Source organism: bacterium 336/3 (assembly GCA_001281695.1).
In the GTDB taxonomy this organism is placed as follows: domain Bacteria; phylum Bacteroidota; class Bacteroidia; order Cytophagales; family Thermonemataceae; genus Raineya.
Genome location: LJIE01000001.1, coordinates 3,274,321 through 3,292,708, shown reverse-complemented (window position 1 = coordinate 3,292,708; position 18,388 = coordinate 3,274,321). Strand labels below are relative to the sequence as shown.

General features: G+C 30.9%; 10 protein-coding genes, 1 tRNA gene and 3 pseudogenes. 4 read left to right on the top strand and 10 right to left on the bottom strand.

Annotation, left to right across the window (positions count from 1 at the left end; all coding sequences use genetic code 11):
* Positions 1-261: 261 nt before the first annotated feature.
* The 4 genes and pseudogenes from AD998_15450 to AD998_15435 form a co-directional block, all read right to left on the bottom strand.
* A pseudogene (locus AD998_15450) lies at positions 262-855 on the bottom strand (histidine kinase).
* 1,172 nt (positions 856-2,027) lie between these two features.
* Positions 2,028-2,579 (bottom strand): hypothetical protein, encoded by a 552-nt coding sequence (locus AD998_15445; protein ID KOY87354.1) that lies wholly within the window; start codon positions 2,577-2,579, stop codon positions 2,028-2,030.
* 58 nt (positions 2,580-2,637) lie between these two features.
* Positions 2,638-3,111 (bottom strand): hypothetical protein, encoded by a 474-nt coding sequence (locus tag AD998_15440; GenBank protein KOY88237.1) that lies wholly within the window; start codon positions 3,109-3,111, stop codon positions 2,638-2,640.
* A 79-nt stretch (positions 3,112-3,190) separates the two neighbouring features.
* On the bottom strand, positions 3,191-3,670 hold the full coding sequence (locus tag AD998_15435) for a hypothetical protein (GenBank protein ID KOY88236.1): 480 nt from the start codon (positions 3,668-3,670) through the stop codon (positions 3,191-3,193).
* A 205-nt stretch (positions 3,671-3,875) separates the two neighbouring features.
* On the opposite strand from AD998_15435, the gene AD998_15430 reads away from it, so the two are divergent.
* Entirely contained in the window at positions 3,876-5,276 is a 1,401-nt protein-coding gene (locus AD998_15430) for an MBL fold metallo-hydrolase (GenBank protein ID KOY87353.1), read from the top strand.
* 77 nt (positions 5,277-5,353) lie between these two features.
* Here AD998_15430 and AD998_15425 read toward each other — a convergent pair whose 3' ends face one another.
* Positions 5,354-5,965, bottom strand: a complete 612-nt coding sequence (locus AD998_15425) for a hypothetical protein (protein ID KOY87352.1) — start codon at positions 5,963-5,965, stop codon at positions 5,354-5,356.
* Between the two features lie 63 nt (positions 5,966-6,028).
* Positions 6,029-6,101, bottom strand: a tRNA-Thr gene (locus tag AD998_15420).
* A 171-nt stretch (positions 6,102-6,272) separates the two neighbouring features.
* Here AD998_15420 and AD998_15415 point away from each other — a divergent pair.
* The 3 genes and pseudogenes from AD998_15415 (at position 6,273) to AD998_15405 (ending at position 11,636) form a co-directional block, all read left to right on the top strand.
* Positions 6,273-7,706 carry an asparaginyl-tRNA synthetase gene (locus tag AD998_15415; protein KOY87351.1) on the top strand — a complete coding sequence of 478 codons (1,434 nt, stop codon included), beginning with the start codon at positions 6,273-6,275 and terminating at the stop codon, positions 7,704-7,706.
* An 86-nt stretch (positions 7,707-7,792) separates the two neighbouring features.
* Positions 7,793-9,202 carry a hypothetical protein gene (locus tag AD998_15410; protein KOY87350.1) on the top strand — a complete coding sequence of 470 codons (1,410 nt, stop codon included), beginning with the start codon at positions 7,793-7,795 and terminating at the stop codon, positions 9,200-9,202.
* Positions 9,203-10,895: 1,693 nt separating this feature from the next.
* A pseudogene (locus AD998_15405) lies at positions 10,896-11,636 on the top strand (hypothetical protein).
* Between the two features lie 1,250 nt (positions 11,637-12,886).
* Here the strand turns inward: AD998_15405 and AD998_15400 are convergent.
* The 4 genes and pseudogenes from AD998_15400 to AD998_15385 all read right to left on the bottom strand — a co-directional run bounded on the left by AD998_15400 (position 12,887) and on the right by AD998_15385 (position 18,326).
* A pseudogene (locus AD998_15400) lies at positions 12,887-13,864 on the bottom strand (hypothetical protein).
* A 227-nt stretch (positions 13,865-14,091) separates the two neighbouring features.
* Positions 14,092-15,933: a hypothetical protein gene (locus AD998_15395; GenBank protein KOY87349.1), complete on the bottom strand. Its 1,842-nt coding sequence runs from the start codon at positions 15,931-15,933 to the stop codon at positions 14,092-14,094.
* A 440-nt stretch (positions 15,934-16,373) separates the two neighbouring features.
* On the bottom strand, positions 16,374-17,219 hold the full coding sequence (locus tag AD998_15390) for a hypothetical protein (protein ID KOY87348.1): 846 nt from the start codon (positions 17,217-17,219) through the stop codon (positions 16,374-16,376).
* Positions 17,220-17,450: 231 nt separating this feature from the next.
* Entirely contained in the window at positions 17,451-18,326 is an 876-nt protein-coding gene (locus AD998_15385; protein ID KOY87347.1) for a hypothetical protein, read from the bottom strand.
* Positions 18,327-18,388: the final 62 nt, after the last annotated feature.

Below are 18,388 nucleotides of genomic sequence, written 5' to 3'. Positions count from 1 at the left end.
ACTTAACTGGAATTTTTTGTCTTTTAAATCAATGATATTGTTATAATCTGTTTCTACAAGAACATCTACAGACTGTCCTTCAATTTCACTACGTTTATAACGGAATTTACGTAAAATATGGTTATTTACTTTGATAATCGTGAATTTTTCGTCTGTGATGATAATACCATCATAAATTTTATTGAGGACATACTGATAAATATGTGATTCCTCTGAAACAGAATTTAATTTATTTTCAAATTGTTGTACCCAATTATCATACTCCACTACTTTTTTCTGCAATTCTACCTCTTTTGCTTCAATTTGTTTAGAGAAGTCTTTGGCAGCATAAAGGAGTTTAATATTCTTTTCGTTAGATTTTACAGCTGACAAGTTGGTTGCAACACGACGAGAAAGTCGTTCTATAAAATCTATTTGATATTTTTCATAAACCTTTAATGAGGCTATTTCGATGATACCCTCTATTTTATCATCTGTCTTGATTGGTACAATGAGCAAGCAATTAGGGTTGGTTTTCCCTAAACCTGAGGTAACGGCCAGATAATCTTGAGGAATATCTGTAATTAAATTAGTATCTCCTTCACGCCAAGTAGCACCCAAAATACCCTCTCCAAAGTCTATTCTTTTCTGTAAATATTTTCTTCTCTCGTAAGCATAAGATGCTTTTAGTTCTAAAAACTGGTGGTTTTCATTTTCGTCATTGACAATAAATAATCCGCCTTGAGTAGAATTTGTGTACTTGACAAGAGTTGAAATAATTTCAATGGATTGTTTTTCCAAATTTTCACTATTGTTTTTCAAAATATCACCAAATATTGCCAAACCCTCGTTTTCCCAATTACGTTTGTATTCTTCACTTACAAAACTTTCTAATTGCTCATTACGATCTTCTGCTTCTTCAATACTGGTTTTAAGTTTTTCAAGCATGACTTTGAAGTTCTTCGATAAATCACCAACTTCATCATCGGTATTGATTCTATCCAAAAAGGATTCTTGTCCTTTTAAGCCCTTTACAACGGATTTAGCTACTCTATCCAATAGAATGATAGGGCGAGAAATACTGTAAGAAAAATAAATTGCAAAAATAGCTCCTGTGATGAGCATAATTAGGATAGCTGAAGCTACAATGAGTTGTGCTTGTAAAATCAGGCCATCAATATAAAATGTAATGATTTCAAAAAGATTTTGAACTTCTTGATTGATGGCTTCATGGGTGGTTGTCATTTGCCCTCTCAACCCTTTTTTAGTATCAAAACCTATCTCTTGTTCTAATAGAACAATGTTATCAAATATTCTTTCATAATCATTTACGAAAGTAATATACTTTTCTTTCTGATTATCAGGAATAGGACTATCAACAATACTTCTTTTGAGAACTTCAGCAGTTTGATGGAGTTTTGTTTTATATTCTAGATCTTTTCGTAGAAAAAAATCTTTTTCATGTCTTCGAAGCTGTAAAACCAGTTCGGTATTCACATCAATCTCTTCAAGGAAATGCACATAATCACGCATTTTACCTTCTAATCCATAATTTTTAAATCCTCTTTCTTTGATTTTTCTTTGAAGCAACTCAAAATTGCTATTGTATGTATTTCTAAGCTTAGAAATTTTTTCGATATTAGTTGCTAACTTAAATTCTTTGGTAGTAGAGTGGTCTTTAAGAGCTGATAAAGCTTTTTTTGTATCTTGGGTGTTGATAGCTAATTGGGTAAGTGTCTTACTTTTGCCACTACTCATGTAGATTTCATCTTTGGAATCTATCACTATAAAATCTTTTTGAATACCATCTACCTGAGCTGTAAGGTGACGAAGGTCGTTTAGATAATCTTTATAACTATGATAATAGTTAATATTTCTTTGATAAAGAAATGTAACAGCACTAATAATCCCTGCCAATACAATCAAGAGAGAGAATGCTAATAAAATCTTTGTTTGTATTTTCCTAATAGATAATGCCATAGTATTGAAAATTTAGATTGCTATATACAAATTAATCTTCTTCTTCTAAGCTAAAAGAACATAAAGTTTTATCTAATTGGTCTAAAAGAATATAAAGTTTCATCTAATTTGAACATATTGTTTTGAAAACTTTTTACGAATTTGTCTATTTCTTCTTCATTTACCTCATCAATATTTAAAGCAACTGTCAGACGCACCTTTGGGTCTTCTTTTGCAAAATCATCTCCAAAATCATCAAACTTTATAAACTCTCGAACTTTAATATTTTTTTCTACAATCAATTTTCCTTTAATTTGAGCTTTATGCTCCAAAATGGCTTCCATTTGATTATCAGGCAATTTGCCATCTCCTCCATCATATTCAGGGTATAGCCTCTTAATTTCTTCTTCAGCTTTTTCATCAATAGTAATAGAGTAATGTATACCTAAAGTGATAAATTCCACCATAAAAACAACATCTTTGTTTTTATATTTACCTAAGAAGAAAAAAGATGTAAAATCTTGACAATACTCTTTTTCATACTCTTCATCAGGGTTATATACCCAAGGAGCTGTTTGTGATATCAAAAACTCCTTAATAGCCTTAGGGCTTTCTGTGTTGAATTTTATGTTGTTTTTCATAGAACAAATATACTATAGACAAATTAATCTTTTTCTTCTAAGCTAAAAGAATATAAAGTTATCTAATTGGTCTAAAAGAATATAAAGTTTCATCTAATTTGAATGTATTGTTCTGAAAACTTTTTACGAATTTGTCTATTTCTTCTTCATTTACCTCATAAATATTCAAAGCAACTTTCAAAATCACAATTTGGTCTCCTCCTTCAAAATCATCATCAAAATCCATAAATTCTTGAACTTGAAGATTTTTTTCTAATAGCAATTTTCCTTTAATTTCAGCTTTATGCTCCAAAATGGCTTCCATCGTATCATTAGACAGTTTGCTATCTTTTCCATTATATTCAGGGTATAGTTTCCTCATTTCTTCTTCAGCTGTTTCATCAATAGTAATAGAGTAATGTACACCTAAAGTGATAAATACCACAATAAAAACAACATCTTTGTTTTTATATTTACCTAAGAAAAAGAAAGATGCAAAATCTTCATTGTACTCTTCATCAGGGTTATATGCCCAAGGAGCTGTTTCTAACATCAATAACTCCTTAATAGCCTCAGGGTTGTCTAGATTGAATTCTACTTTGTTTTTCATAGAACAAATATATTATAGTAGCTTAATCTTCTTCTTCTAAGCTAAAAGAATATAAATTTTCATCTATTTTGAGTGTATTGTTCTGAAAACTTTTTACGAACTTGTCTATTTCTTCTTCATTTACTTCATCAATATTCAAAGAAACTGTCAAAAGCACAATTTGGTCTCCTTCTTCAAAATCATCATCAAAATCCATAAATTCTTGAACTTTAAGATTTTCTTCTGCTTCCATTTCTCCTATAATTTCAGCTTTATGCTCCAAAATGGCTTCCATTTTATCATCAGGCAATTTGCTATCTTCTCCATCATATTCAGGGTATAATTTCCTGATTTCTTCTTCGGCAGTTTCTTCAATAATAGAAGCGTAATGTACACTTAAAGGAAAAAATGCTACATCAAAGACAACATCTTTATTTTTATGTTTACCTAAGAAGAAGAAAAATGCAAAATCTTCATCTTGCTCTTCATCAGGGTTATATACCCAAGGAGCTGTTTGTGACATCAAAAACTCCTTAATAGCCTTAGGGCTTTCTGTGCTGAATTTTACTTTGTTTTTCATAGAACAAATATATCATTTTTTAGAATAGGACTCAATTATTTTACAGAAAATCTAGGGATTTTCTTTGGTAATATAGTTTCTTATCATTAAATTAAAATCCATACAATATTATTATTTTAAATAAAATCTTACACTAAACTTTGTTTACATGAATGTTCGTCTTCGTTTTTTAGGTGCTTCTCAGACTGTTACAGGCTCAAAGTATTTACTTGAATTGGATGATTATAAGGTTCTAATAGATTGTGGTTTATTTCAAGGAAAAAAAGAATTGAGGTTACTGAATTGGGATGAATTTCCTATCAATCCAGCCGAAATCAATTGTGTAGTTCTTACACATGCCCACATAGACCATACAGGTTATTTACCTAAACTGGTAAGAGAAGGTTTTAAAGGGGATATTCATTGTACACATCCAACGGAAGACTTAATTCAGATTTTACTCTTGGATTCTGCTAAGCTCCAAGAAGAAGAAGCTGAATATGCAAGTAAAAAAGGTTATTCTAAACATGAGAAACCAGAGCCTCTTTATACTGTTGAAGATGCACAGAGTGTATTTCCGCTTGTTAAAAGCTATAATTTTGCGGAAGTAATCACCATTACAAGTGAGCTAAAAATTAGATTTCAAAGAGCTGGGCATATTTTGGGGGCTGCTATTGTAGAAGTTTTTATTAGAGGAGATAATAGTTCTAAAAAAATAGTGTTTTCAGGTGATTTAGGTAGATATGTAGATCCTATTATGCCACCACCTTTAAGTATCAAAGATACTGATATTTTGCTGGTAGAATCTACTTATGGTAACAGAGATAATATTGACACTTCTCCTGAAAAAGAATTGGGAAGAATCATCAGACATACTATAGAAACAGGCTGTTTGCTGATACCCGCTTTCAGTGTAGGGCGAACACAAACAGTCTTGTATTATCTTACTCGTCTGCTCAATAAGAAAGAGATTCCGAATGTGCCGATTTATATTGATAGTCCTATGGCAATAGATGTTACTGAGCTTTATCGAAAACATGAAGACTGCCATTCACTTTCAGGAAATATCTTTCAAAATGGACAAAATTTTTTAGACCATCCTAATATTCACTATTTTCAAACACAAGACCAATCTATTGCCCTCAATCAAATTAATAAAAAGGCAATTATTATTTCGGCAAGTGGTATGATAACAGGAGGGCGTATTTTACACCATTTGTTCAACAGACTACCAAGACCCGAAGATACAGTTCTGTTTGTGGGGTATCAGTCGGAGGGGACTCGTGGACGTGATTTGCTAGAAGGGGCAACTTCTGTAAAAATATTTGGCGTTCCTGTAACTGTAGCTGCTAATATCGAATCTGTGGCAGGGCTTTCAGCACACGCTGATCAAGATGAGTTACTTCGTTGGCTTTCAGGCTTTCAAGACCCTCCCAAAATGACTTTTGTAGTACATGGAGAAAAAGAATCTTCTGAAACACTAGCTTCCCTTATCAAAGATAAAATGGAGTGGCATAATGTCATTGTGCCTGAATATTTGGAGTCAGTAGTGCTTTTTAAAGGAATTTAAAAGAGATATAAATGATAAGATATAAGATAAAAAAGCTCTTACAATTCTGTAGGAGCTTCTTTATATGAAATAACTTATCATAATTTGAGTAGTTTTTGCCTAAGTTTATAGATGGGGCTATCGCTATTGAGGTGATATGGGTTATAATAGCGAGAATATATTTGAATATTTCCTTCTAAATTCGCAAAGTATGATATTGTAATAGGTTCAGGTACACTTTTTCCTCTTTGACAATAATTTGTATCATTTACTAGACCCATTAAATCAATATCTTCAATAATTTGTTTTTTCATTAAACTAGATTCATCATCCCTTAGAAAAGAATATGTTTCAGATTCGAAGTATCCTTTGGGATGAGGGGTAATAATAGAAAATATATGCTCTACATCTTCTCCCCCAATAATTGTTTCTACAATAAAAGAATTTTCTCTTAATTTTTTAGTTCTTTTCAAAAATTCTAAAATTAATATGCGATCTGATTCATTTTTATCTATAGTCCTAAAATAATTAATTATTGATTCGAAATGATCTGAGACATCAATATCCGACATACATTCTTTCTTACTAATTTGTAAAATTACATTTTTCTCTGTTGCATCGTACCACTTGTTTAAAATGGAGGGAATATCATAATTCTTTTCTAAATGCGAAGTATGGAGTAGAATAATGAGGAGAAAAAAGTTTATCATAAATTATTTCAAAACATTAAAAACAAAAAAGCTCTTACAGAAATGTAAGAGCTTTGATTTAAGAGCCTCAAGCCGGAATCGAACCAGCGACCTACTGATTACAAGTCAGTTGCTCTACCAGCTGAGCTATTGAGGCGTCGTTTAAAGTGATGCAAAGGTAAGCAAAGTTTAAATACCTGCAAATTTTTTTTCAAAAATTTTCAAAAAAAATCTAAAAAAAAGTTGTATAAATCTGGAAATGCTTAATTTTGAGGCTTATTTGTTACAATAAATATTCCAGCATTTATAATTTAAAATTTAGTATTTTATGAAGCAAACGATTAAAGATTTACTACAAGTAGTAGTACAAGACCAAGAAGTAACTGTAAAAGGTTGGGTAAAAAACCGTAGAGGTAGTAAAAATGTAGCATTCGTTTCGATGAATGATGGTTCTTGTGCAAATAATATTCAAATTGTAGTAGATTTTAGTAATATTCCTGAAGAAACCTATAAAAATATTACTGTTGGAGCCTGTTTGTGTGTAAAAGGACAATTAAAAAAATCGGAAGGACAAGGACAAGACAGAGAAGTAGTAGCTGAAAGTGTAGAAATTTATGGATTGGCTAATGATAAGTATCCTTTTCAACCTAAGTTTCATAGCTTAGAGTTTATTAGGGATAATGCTCATTTGCGTAGCCGTACTGCAACATTTAGTTCTATTTTCAGAATACGTCATGCTTTAGCATATGCTGTACATAAGTACTACAATGATAACGGCTTTTATTATGTACATACGCCTATCATTACAGCTTCGGATGCAGAAGGAGCTGGTGAAATGTTCAGAGTTACCACATTAGACTTACATAAATTACCTAAAACAGAAACTGGTGAAATAGATTTCAAAGAAGATTTCTTTGGAAGAGCTACCAATTTAACTGTTTCTGGGCAACTTGAGGGCGAACTGATGGCAATGGGTTTGGGTAAAATCTATACTTTTGGACCAACTTTCAGAGCCGAAAACTCAAATACAACTCGTCACCTTGCAGAATTTTGGATGATTGAGCCTGAAATGGCATTTTATGAGCTTGAAGATAACATGGATTTGGCAGAGGATTTTGTAAAATACGTAATACGTTATGCATTAGACAATTGCAAAGAAGATTTAGACGTATTGGAAAAACGCCTCATTGAAGAAGAAAAAAATAAGAAGCAGGAAGAAAAAAGCCCTATGAATTTGATTGATAAACTCAAATTTGTAGTAGAAAATAATTTTGAGAGAATAACCTATACAGAGGCTATTGACATTTTACTCAATTCAAACTATCATAAGAAGAAAAAATTCCAATATGAAGTGAAATGGGGTGTAGACTTACAAAGTGAACATGAAAGATATTTGGTTGAAAAGCATTTTGAAAAACCTGTCATTTTAACAAACTACCCTAAAGATATTAAGTCATTTTATATGAAACAAAATGATGATGATAAGACAGTAAGAGCTATGGATGTGCTTTTCCCTGGGATAGGTGAAATTATTGGAGGTTCTCAGAGAGAAGAAAACTATGAAAAACTAGAAAATCGTATGAAACAAATGGGTGTACCAACTGAAGAACTTTGGTGGTACTTGGATACTCGTCGCTTTGGTACAGCACCTCATAGTGGTTTTGGGCTTGGGTTTGAGCGTTTGGTACAATTTGTTACAGGTATGGGAAATATCAGAGATGTGATTCCTTTCCCACGTTTCCCGAAAGGAGCAGAATTTTAATAAGAAGAAAATTAAAGAGGCATATTTTTATATATGCCTCTTTTTTCCTACTTTTACCTTTCTACTAAAAAAGAACATCTATAAAAATGTCTTTTAAGGCACAAATAACTATACTTATTTTTTTGTTTTTGAGTGTTCTGAAGGTGTCAGGGCAGAATGTACCCAATTTGCCATTTCACTTACATAATTTCAATAACTATTCTCTTTTGAACCCAGCTGCAGCAGGTTTGCCTCCCTTGTTTGGTATTCCAGAAGATCCACTATTCTTTTTTACACATCACAGGCAACAAATTGGAGCCTTTGATAATGTGCCCATATTCAACTCATTGAGTTTTAATAAAAACTTCAATGCAGAGGTTGTCACACCAAATTCTTGGGGTGGACATTTGTATAATTTTCAGAGAAGTATTTGGAGAACAACAGGTGGATGGTTTTCGTATGCTCGTGAACTCAAAATAAATGCCTTTGGATTACCTGTCAATAGTTTAAGACTTGGACTTGCTTTAGGTGCTGAAAATGATGGACTTAATACAGATGACCCTGATATACTTGCTGACCCAGCTATCGTGAACAGAAGAGATAAATTTGCAAGACCCTTGGGACAATTTGGATTTTTATATGTATTTGGTGGAAAATCTGGGACAAGTGTTTGGGAGTTGGGTGGAGGTTTGCCCAAACTATTCAAATCATCTCGTTTAGACAATACTGTGCAAGGTTTTTATCCGTTATCGAATTGGTTTCTGTCTATTTCTCGTCAAATTCAAACACAAAAGCTTCAGAATTGGTATATGAAGCCGTTGGTAATTTTTAGAACCTTTGATAATAAACAGAGTGTATTAGAAATAAATAATATGCTTAATTATTATGAAGGTAGAAAACATCATTGGTTTGGTGGGAGCTGGATACAAGGATATGGATTTGCTGCTATTGCAGGAACAAAGTTTTATAAAACTAAATTTGGGATAAGTTATTCTTATAAATTTAGTGCAGAAAAGGCTGGATTTAATAAAAACCCTGTTCATGAGATACAATTGATTTACAACCTAAAAAGATTATCCAAAATAATTACAGAAGGAAAAGAAGATAGTGTAAAAGTTGTGGATTCCACGGTTTATGATGATGATGTTGTAATGGATACGGTATATGTAGATGATACACTTTCTCTGTCTAAAATCGAAGAACCTGATTTAATAGTACACCCAGATACGCTTACAGAACCCACAAGGATAAAACTTCGTCAGAAAAAATACATCAGTTATGTAGTTGTAGGGGCTTTTATGGTTAAAGGGAATGCAGAAAGACAAGTACGTCTGCTGAAAAGAGATAATAATATTGACGCTAAAATACGTTTCAGGAGTGGTTATTATAATGTACATGTGCTTGAAACGGAAAGTACAGATGAAGCAGAGAAAGTAGCTATAGAAATGCAAAAAATCCTTAAAGATAACACTGTTTGGATGCTCTGTGTCCCGAAAAAGCCTGATAAAAAAGAATAGCCGAAAATACTTTCGGCTATTTTGCTTTTAAATAAGTCTCATAAAAAATAGAATTTTTGCAAATTCTATTTTTTTATTACCTTTCAATAAAATTCTCCCAACCATGGAAAGGGCTATTTTGCTTATTTTTCTAATTTCTTTTACCTATTTTTCACAAGCCCAAAATAGAAAAGCTATTGATAGTCTAATGAATATTTATCAAACAGCTAAACACGATTCTACAAAAATACTTACACTGGTTGAAATAGCTTTTTTGTATCATAGAAGTAAACCTGATACTAGTATTGCTATATCCAAACAGATTATTGAAAAAAGTGAAAAAATAAATTATCAGAAAGGTAAAAGCCGAGGACTTAACAGTATGGCAGCAGCCTATCGAGTGAAAAGTAATTACCAGCAAGCTCTTGAATATCAGTTTAAAAGCTTGAAAATAGCAGAAGAAATCAATGATAAAAAAGGTGTAATCAATAGTTTTGCAGGTTTTGGCATGATTTATCGTTTACAAGGTAATTATCCTTTAGCTCTCGAATATCAGTTTAAAAGCTTGAAAATAGCAGAAGAAGCAAATAAAAAAGTAGAAATAGCAAATAGCCTGAACAATATTGGAAATATTTATAATGTACAAGGTAACAATACTTTGGCACTTGAGTACTACCAAAAAAGCCTAAAAATACGAGAAGAAATAGGAGATAAAATAGGTGTTGCTACCAGTTTAGGAAGCATCAGCATTATTTATAAAAATACAGGGAAGTATGAGTTGGCTTTAGAAACATACCAAAAAAGTCTGAAGATATTTGAAGAACTCAAAGACAAACAAGGCATAGCCATTGTTTTGGAGCATTTAGGCAATATTTATGATAAGCAAGGCAATTATCCATTAGCTTTGGATTATTTATTTAAGAGTTTAAAAGTATGTGAAGAAATAGGAGATAAAGAAGGTTCAACCTATTGTCTTAGCAATATTGCTGGTATTTATCAAAAAACAAAAGAATATGATAAAAGTATTGAGTATGCTTCCAAAAGTTTAAAAGTAGCTCAAGAAGTAAAAGCTTTACCTCAAATTAAGCAGTCAAGTAAAATTTTATATGAAGCTTATAAACTAAAAGGAAACTTTTCTGAGGCTTTAGAATTACATGAACTGTATAAAAATACGAATGACAGCATGTTTAATGTGGATAAAGCCAAAGCTATTGCCAATTTAGAAGCCAAAGTAGAATTAGAAAGAAAACAAAAAGAAATAGATATTTTAAATAAAGATAAAAAATTACAACAAATAGAGGCTGAAAAAGAAAAGAATGCAAGATTAGCCATACAAAAAGAATCAGAGGCAAAAGAATTATGGGCTTTGGCTCAGAAGGAGCAAGACAGAAGAAAACAAGACAGCCTGCTTGCCTTAGCCCAAAAAGCGAGTTTGGAGGCAAGCAGACTCAAAGCTGTTGAGAAACAATTGCAGGCTGAAAGTGAGAAAAAACAATTGGAAATATTAAAAGAAAAAGAAGCAAGAAGACTACAAAGTTATATTGTTTATTTGGTATGTTTAGGATTGATTTCTGTACTCATTTTTGCATATTTTATTTATCGTTCCAAACAAAAGGAGCAGAAAGCCAAAGAAGAGGTTTTGCATAAAAATGAAGAAATATCTATGCAGTCAGAAGAAATTCGTAGCCAACGTGATATTTTGGAAATTCAAAGAACAGAACTCTTTCAAAAAAATGAGGAAATATCATCAGCTCTTGAAAATTTATCTCAAGTAAATGCTACCAAAGATAAATTTTTTGCCATTATCGGACACGATTTGCGTTCACCTATCAATACATTATTAAGTATGATAGACTTACTAAAAAACGAATATATCAGCCCAAAAGAGTTTGTGAAGCTTTCAGGAAATTTGAAAAGCAATGTAGAGAACGTACATTTTACCTTAAATAATCTACTTTCATGGGCAAATAACCAACGAGATGGTTTGGTTACTAATCCGCAAAAAGTATATATGTATACACTTGTAGAAGAGAGTATACGATTTTTGGAAGAAGTAGCAAAAGCTAAAAATATTCATTTGGAAAATAAAATAGATGAAAATATAGTAGTTTGGGCAGATAACGAACAAATTAGTTTAGTAATCCGAAACTTAATCAGTAATGCCCTGAAATTTACACCTAAGAAGGGCTTTATACAAATGAATGCAAATTTAAAAGGTGATTTTTATGAAATAGCCATCCAAGACAATGGGGTTGGAATGACTGAAGAGCAAATGGATAAACTTTTTAAAGAAACCACTCATTTCTCTACCATAGGTACACAAGGAGAGAAGGGAACAGGTATAGGCTTATTACTTTGTAAAGAAATGATAGAAAAAAATAAAGGTGAAATTTCAGTAGAAAGCCAAGTAGGTAAGGGGACAATTTTTAGGTTTTTGTTGCCCACATCTGCTTAATAAAAAAGGCTGAAAATTAATTTCAGCCTTTTTAGAAATATGTAGTTCTATTGGTGTTTTACAATCAATTTTTTGGAAATCATCTGATTGTTATCGTGTATACGAACAAAATAAATACCATCTACTAAGTTTTTAGTATTGTACTCCAAATTGTATAAACCTCCTTCCAGTTTTGATTCTAAAAGAGTATGAATCATAACACCTTTTTCATTATACAAATGAATACTGATATCAGAAGATTTTACCACTCCAAAGTGTAAATTGGTAATATCTTGTGTAGGGTTTGGATAATTACCCAAAATCATCAGATTATTTAATTCTTGTTTGGTTTCTGTGGTGCTGATGTTTTTTGCATTAGGAGCTTGTAGAGGAGCATTAGGGCTTATAAGCGATGAAGCTCCATTTGCTTTTTTTAGAAAACGACTGCCATCATTTACATAATAACCATGAGAAAAACGCTGTCCTGTTGTAATTGTTTTTACACTGTTTACATAGAACCAATCTGCTTGAATACGTTCATTTCTCACATCTAAAATAAAATAGCCATGTTCACTCAAATTAGCCTCTTTAATATGAGGATTGAATAAATCTACTAACCAATTTAAAAATGAACTTGAAAAGCCTACAAATTCATCAAGATTTGAAGATGTAACACTGGGTGTAACAAATTCTACACCTACTGAACCTTTCTTGAACAAAGAACTATATTTCAAAAGGCTTTCAGGTAAATCTCCTACGAAAGTCATGTGAATATCACCTGTAATAACAGCCACATTTTTGATGTTGTTTTGCAAAATATGGTTGTACAAACGAGTTCTCTCTGCTTCATAACCATTCCAAGTATCTTTTAAGCCCAAAGGAATAAAAGGCATCATCATTACTTGGTTTCCAAGAACTTTCCATTTTGCTTGTGAATTTGAAAGCTGTTGAGTCAACCAATTGAACTGCTCATCACCCAATAGTTTTTTATCAGAACTTCTCATTTGAGCATAAGCCTTTTGTACACTCTCATAAACTTTACTTCTTAGTTTTTCCATTTCCTCGTTAGAAACTACCTGAGAAAGTTTTTCACTTTTCCATTCTGCTTTTTCAAGATAAGTAAGTAAAGTATTATACAAAGACTCAAATTCTTCTTTAGAAATTAAACCTACACCATTATTCATTTGGAAGGTTTCTTCAAGGAAACTTCTCAGTAAAAACTTATTAGCTTCTAATTCTGATGAAAATTTATTTTTTTGGTTATTCTCTCTGAAAAGCTTTCCACCATCGGGTTTATCACGACCCTCAATACGAGTATCCAACATGATTAAATCAAGCAGATTGCCATACTGAAATTTTCTGTAAATACGATTTGGCTTTTGTGCATTATCTCTGATAGGCATCCATTCAAAATATGCTTTCCAAGCATTATTTTTACGATTATTCCAATTTCCTTCTGTTTCAGGCTGATGATTTTCAGCTCCATCTACATAGGCATCATTGGCAAATTCGTGGTCATCCCAAACCAAGATAAAAGGATGTTGTTGATGGATTTTTCTTAAAGATGGGTCTAGTTTATAAAATGAATGTCTTACACGATAATCTTGCAAGGTAATGGTTTCATTAGCAGGCTCATGTCCTCTGCCAACTTCTTGGCTATACCCATAACCACCCTTTTCATACTCATAAATGTAGTCACCTAAGTGAATGACTGCATCAAGATCATTTCTTTCAGCAATACGGTCATACACATTGAAATAACCATTTTGATAATTGGAACAAGAAACGACTGCAAAACGAAGTTGAGAAACGTTGTTGGTGGGTACAGTACGAGTACGACCAGTTGCAGAGTTTTTACCCAAGGCATTGAAACCATAATAGTAGGTTTTATTAGCTTGTAAACCAGTTACATCTAGCTTTACAGTATAATCTTTTGAAACATTGGTAACCAAAGAACCTTGTTTCACAACATTTTGAAGTTGTGGGTCTGTGGCTACTTTCCATGTAACAGTTATGTCAGCGTCTGTGGTAGGGCTTACACGAGTCCAAATAATCACACTCGATGTAGTAGGGTCACCAGAGGCTACTCCATGATAAAAAGGGTATAAGGAAGAATCGAACAATGATTCTACACTTTCTTTTTCTGACACAGAGTGGGAGATTTTGGTAAGCTGAGTTTGCACATTTTTTTGGGCAAACAATGGACTTCCACATGCCAGTAAAATGGCAATAAAATAGTTTTTAAACATGGTAGTAAGATTTTATGTTGTTTAATTGTGCCGCAAAAATATGCAAGCATACCAACCAACCAGCATAAAACAGATTAAGAAAAAATCAAGTTTTTAGAATAAAAGAAAAAGAAACCTTAATACCCTCATAACACTCAAATAAAGCATTGTTTTAATAAAAATATAAATAGTTATATTTTTATTGGAAAAATATAAAAAAGTGTGCATTATCCTTTGATTGTTTATAGTTAGGCTTTGGTTTTGTTATTAGCTTTGATAAAATTGTAAATTTTTTTAGTTAGCTCCTGAGCTTCTTTACTCATTTCATCCCAAGTAATGTTGTTTGTTAGATTGGCTAATTTTTGCTTGTAATATTGAGAGAATGTTTCCTGCTTTTCTTGTTTTATTTTAGAGTTTTTAACCTTCTTAAATTCCAATTTTAGTTCTTCAGGTCGATTTTCTAACACTTGAAGTTTTTTTATTAGATAATATCTTAAAAAAGTGTTTTTATACTCTTGTTCTTTAAAATCCATAGAAGAAATATCATTTGCTTTTATCGAAGAAAATAGTTTTGGTAATTTTTCTTTTAAGAAACTCCCTTTCAATAAATTTTCGATTTCTTTTACTTTTAGAACTTGGTAATTGTTTTTTAATTGAGCTTTAAACTTGGTATGTTTCCTTTCTTTATTTTCATCCCTATCTGCAATAACAAATACTCTATTAGTTATAAATTTAGCTTGTATATTTTCTGTTTCAGAATTATCAAAATTGTAGTGTTCTAAATTACTCCCTGCATACTCAAAGAAAGCAAAATGTAAGTCTTCTTTGTATTCTTTTTCAAATTCTTTATTAGTATTCTCTTGACAATGTTTTATATAGGCTTTGAGATAATTTCGGATGTAAATTCTATCTGTGATGCCCTCTACCCAAATACTACAATTTGCCATAAACACCGAAGAATTGTGTACGCCCAAAGTATCTAAGGTTTGTAAATCGGTAGCAGAAACATTGCGTATCAGCGAAACATTTTCGCCATTTCTTTTATCTCTTTCAAATACAAATATCGAAATCTTTGAATTTTGAGTAATCGTAATATCCAACAAATGATTGGAATGGGTGGTAAAGAAAATAGTAAGTTCTTTTTCTGTTATTTCTGAACGTTTGGTAATCAGTTCTAAGAAAATTCTTTGATAAGCAGGATGTAAATTGAGTTCAGGCTCTTCTATAAATATCCAAGCCCCTTTTTCTGCCATGAAAAGTTTGTAAGTAAGGATAATAATAGTTTGAATACCATCACCTAAATCCTGTATGTTTTTGTCATCATCTTTTTCAAAATAAACACGAATGTGTCTCTTTTTATCTTCTTGGGAATCTATAACTCCAATTTCTATTTTCTCATTAAAAAATACATCTCCAATAAACTTTTCAAAAGCTCTAAAATTATCACGAGTATTTCTTGGACTTAGTAATTCTTTTTTGATTTGTTCGTATAAATTTTTACCTGTAAAAACCTCGAATTTATTTTTTTCTGGTACTTTAGAAGCAAAATCATACAATTCCCAAATTGTTTTCTCATAAATATTATCAGAATATATCTGGGGATTTTGCCCAAAATCATTTCTGTAAAATGTTAAAGCACTTCTTAAAATAGGAATATATATGATTTGTGGTAATGAGAGATATTCAATATGCTTAACATCTTTTAATGTTTTTTCTACTATTTCATATTCATTATATCCTTTAAAAATATTAATGATAGAATCAATATCCCGTTGAAAAGTATCTTTGTTTTCTGTATTAAAATTATTTAATCTATTTATAATATCATCTTTAAATCTAATATGGCGAGATATTATATTTGTATTTGTACTAAGTTTTTTAAAATTAATTACAGTATTTTTATTTGGAAGAATATTGTATTTGTTTTTAGACAAAAGTAACCTCATCAACCTGCTTTTCCCAGAATTGTTAGCTCCAACAAAAATGTTGACACTTTTAATGTTTCCAAGAGATTCAAGCCAGTTATTAGTATCTAAATCCCAATAACTTTCTGCTTGTGCTTCGGGTAGGTATAAATATTTTTCTTCCATAGTGTACAAACTTTGATCTTAAAAGAAAAAGTAATGTAGAACATCTACATTACTTTTTGAATCTAGCAAAAATAAAATTTATAATCGTTTTGATTATTATTTTGATGGCAACCTACGAAATAAAAAATTGCTACGCATCAGGGAATCCCTGATTTTGCATTGGTGTAATAAAATAATTTTTTTTAAGGAAAATAGGTGTAAAAAGTGTATTTAAACATTTTTTTATTATTTTTTGCTAAAAAAAAACATGTAAGTTTTTGTGTGTTTTATGATTTTTTTTGAAAATTAAATGTTATAACATTTAATTGGACGAGCCAAAAAAGGTATTTATGAAATAAAATTGATTGGAAAATCAAGATGATTTTTGAGACTTGAAATGAAAAAAAGTATATAAAAAATAAGACTTCTCAAGTTTAGGGTTTAGTAGATTTTTTGGCTAACTACCATTTTTTCTTTATAATTTTCCCTTCTTTCTTTGCAAGAACATAAAGAATAACACCAATAAGCAATAAGAAGATACCTGTGAAAATTGAGTCTTCAATTCCTACAGCTCCTCCTGTTAATAACTCAGGTCCATTCCATTTTGACTGAATAATGCTTCCCATGTTATTTAAACCTGTAAGATTAGAACCATAAAAAGGTTGTGCAAAATTCCAACCCAAATGAAAGAAAAAGGGTAACCAAATTCTTTTTGTGTATATAAACAACATGGATGTTGTAAATCCCCAAATCAAAATAAAAAATATGCTAAATATATTCACATTGGGGTTAAATAGATGATCAAGTTCAAATAATGTCCCTATAATTAAGGTAGGGTTGGTGCCTAACCAATTTTCACATACTCGTACGACAATACCTCTAACAAATAAGTCTTCAATAAAGGCTGCAACCATTAAAAGTCCAAATAACCTGAAAGAATAATGATCTGTTGTAATACCAATGTACTGATAATAGCCTAAAAAATATAAAATGGCAATAGATAAAGAAATGGTTAAAAAACCTAAAGAAAAGCCTCCAAGCATTTCTTTACCAATATATTTAAGGGATAGCTCTGATATTTCCCTTTTATCATATAGACGAAATAAAAAGTAATATCCAAATAGCAAAACGAGTAAAGAAATGCCATGAATAAATGGGTCAGCAATATTCTTATCTTGAATGATGCTATAAAAAAAAGGTTTTGATATGAAATTTTGAACTCCAATGAATAGTAAAAAACAAATGCTAATTCCAAGGATAATTTTTATGATAGGAAAGTGTAAAACTTTTTTGATTGAGGTATCCATATTCTTCGATTTGTTAAGTTTTTCGAATTGGACACAATAAATATCAGTTTAGTTACAAGATTATTTATATTTAATTTTTCTTTCTTTAAAATAAAGAATGTATAAAAAGAAAAAAACCTCTAAACTTTAATTATAAAGCTTTTAATTGATTGATGGATTATAATTGTTTAAGACTTACATTTGGATACAATAAAAGTGTATACAGAAATGCTTATATTGTATTACTTGGTTTTATATCTTAATGAAACAAGAATTTTGATATTGATTCTTTATGCTCAATGGAACGGAGAATGAACCATCATCATTACCATGCATTTTATTAGAGAAACAACATTCTCCTATTTTTTCTACAAATAACATCTTATCTAATTTAAATAAATAAGATTTTAAACTGTTGAGATTTCCTTGTTCTATTTCTGTATGGTTTGGGTTTGTTGTAAGAAAATACCAATCATCATTTTTTTTCGTCATGGCTCTTGGTAAATTACAATCAAACGCTTCTGGAATATTGAGAATATGTTTGATTGAGTAACTATTTAAATTAAACTCTAAAATAGCGATGTCTCGAGTAAATAGGTAAGCCAGAAGATAAATATTATCTTCATCTTTTCTTAGAAATGAATAAATACTTATGAAAGGTATGATGTTTTCTTCTTTTGCATCACTCATATATTTAAATAAACAATTTCCTTGAAGGTCAAAAACTGCTAACCCTTCGGAACTTACATCTTTTTCTGAAGGGTTAGCAGTATGCTTAAAAATCCTCTCTGTATTCAAATTACATTCTGAGTAGGCAGCAATTATATTAGATTCTGTTAAAATTATATTGAATGCATTTCCAATATAAAATGCATTTTCTATTGTACCATTATTATGTATAATCCATGCATTATCTTTCTTTTTATTACTATCACCATCTACCAATATAAAATAATCATCAGAAATGATTCTGATAATTGGGAATTCTAAATCCATTTTAATATTGATTTTTATACCATTTCTATAAATATTGTTCTTTTCATCAATTAGTAAAAAATTATTTTCAGATAAAATATCTCCATCGCAAATATGTGTGCTGAAAGGGTGTATGATTTTATGTATTATCATATCAAGTTTCTATTATTGTATAATGAATGAAAAGATGGTTAAAGAGGAGATAAAAAGAAAAA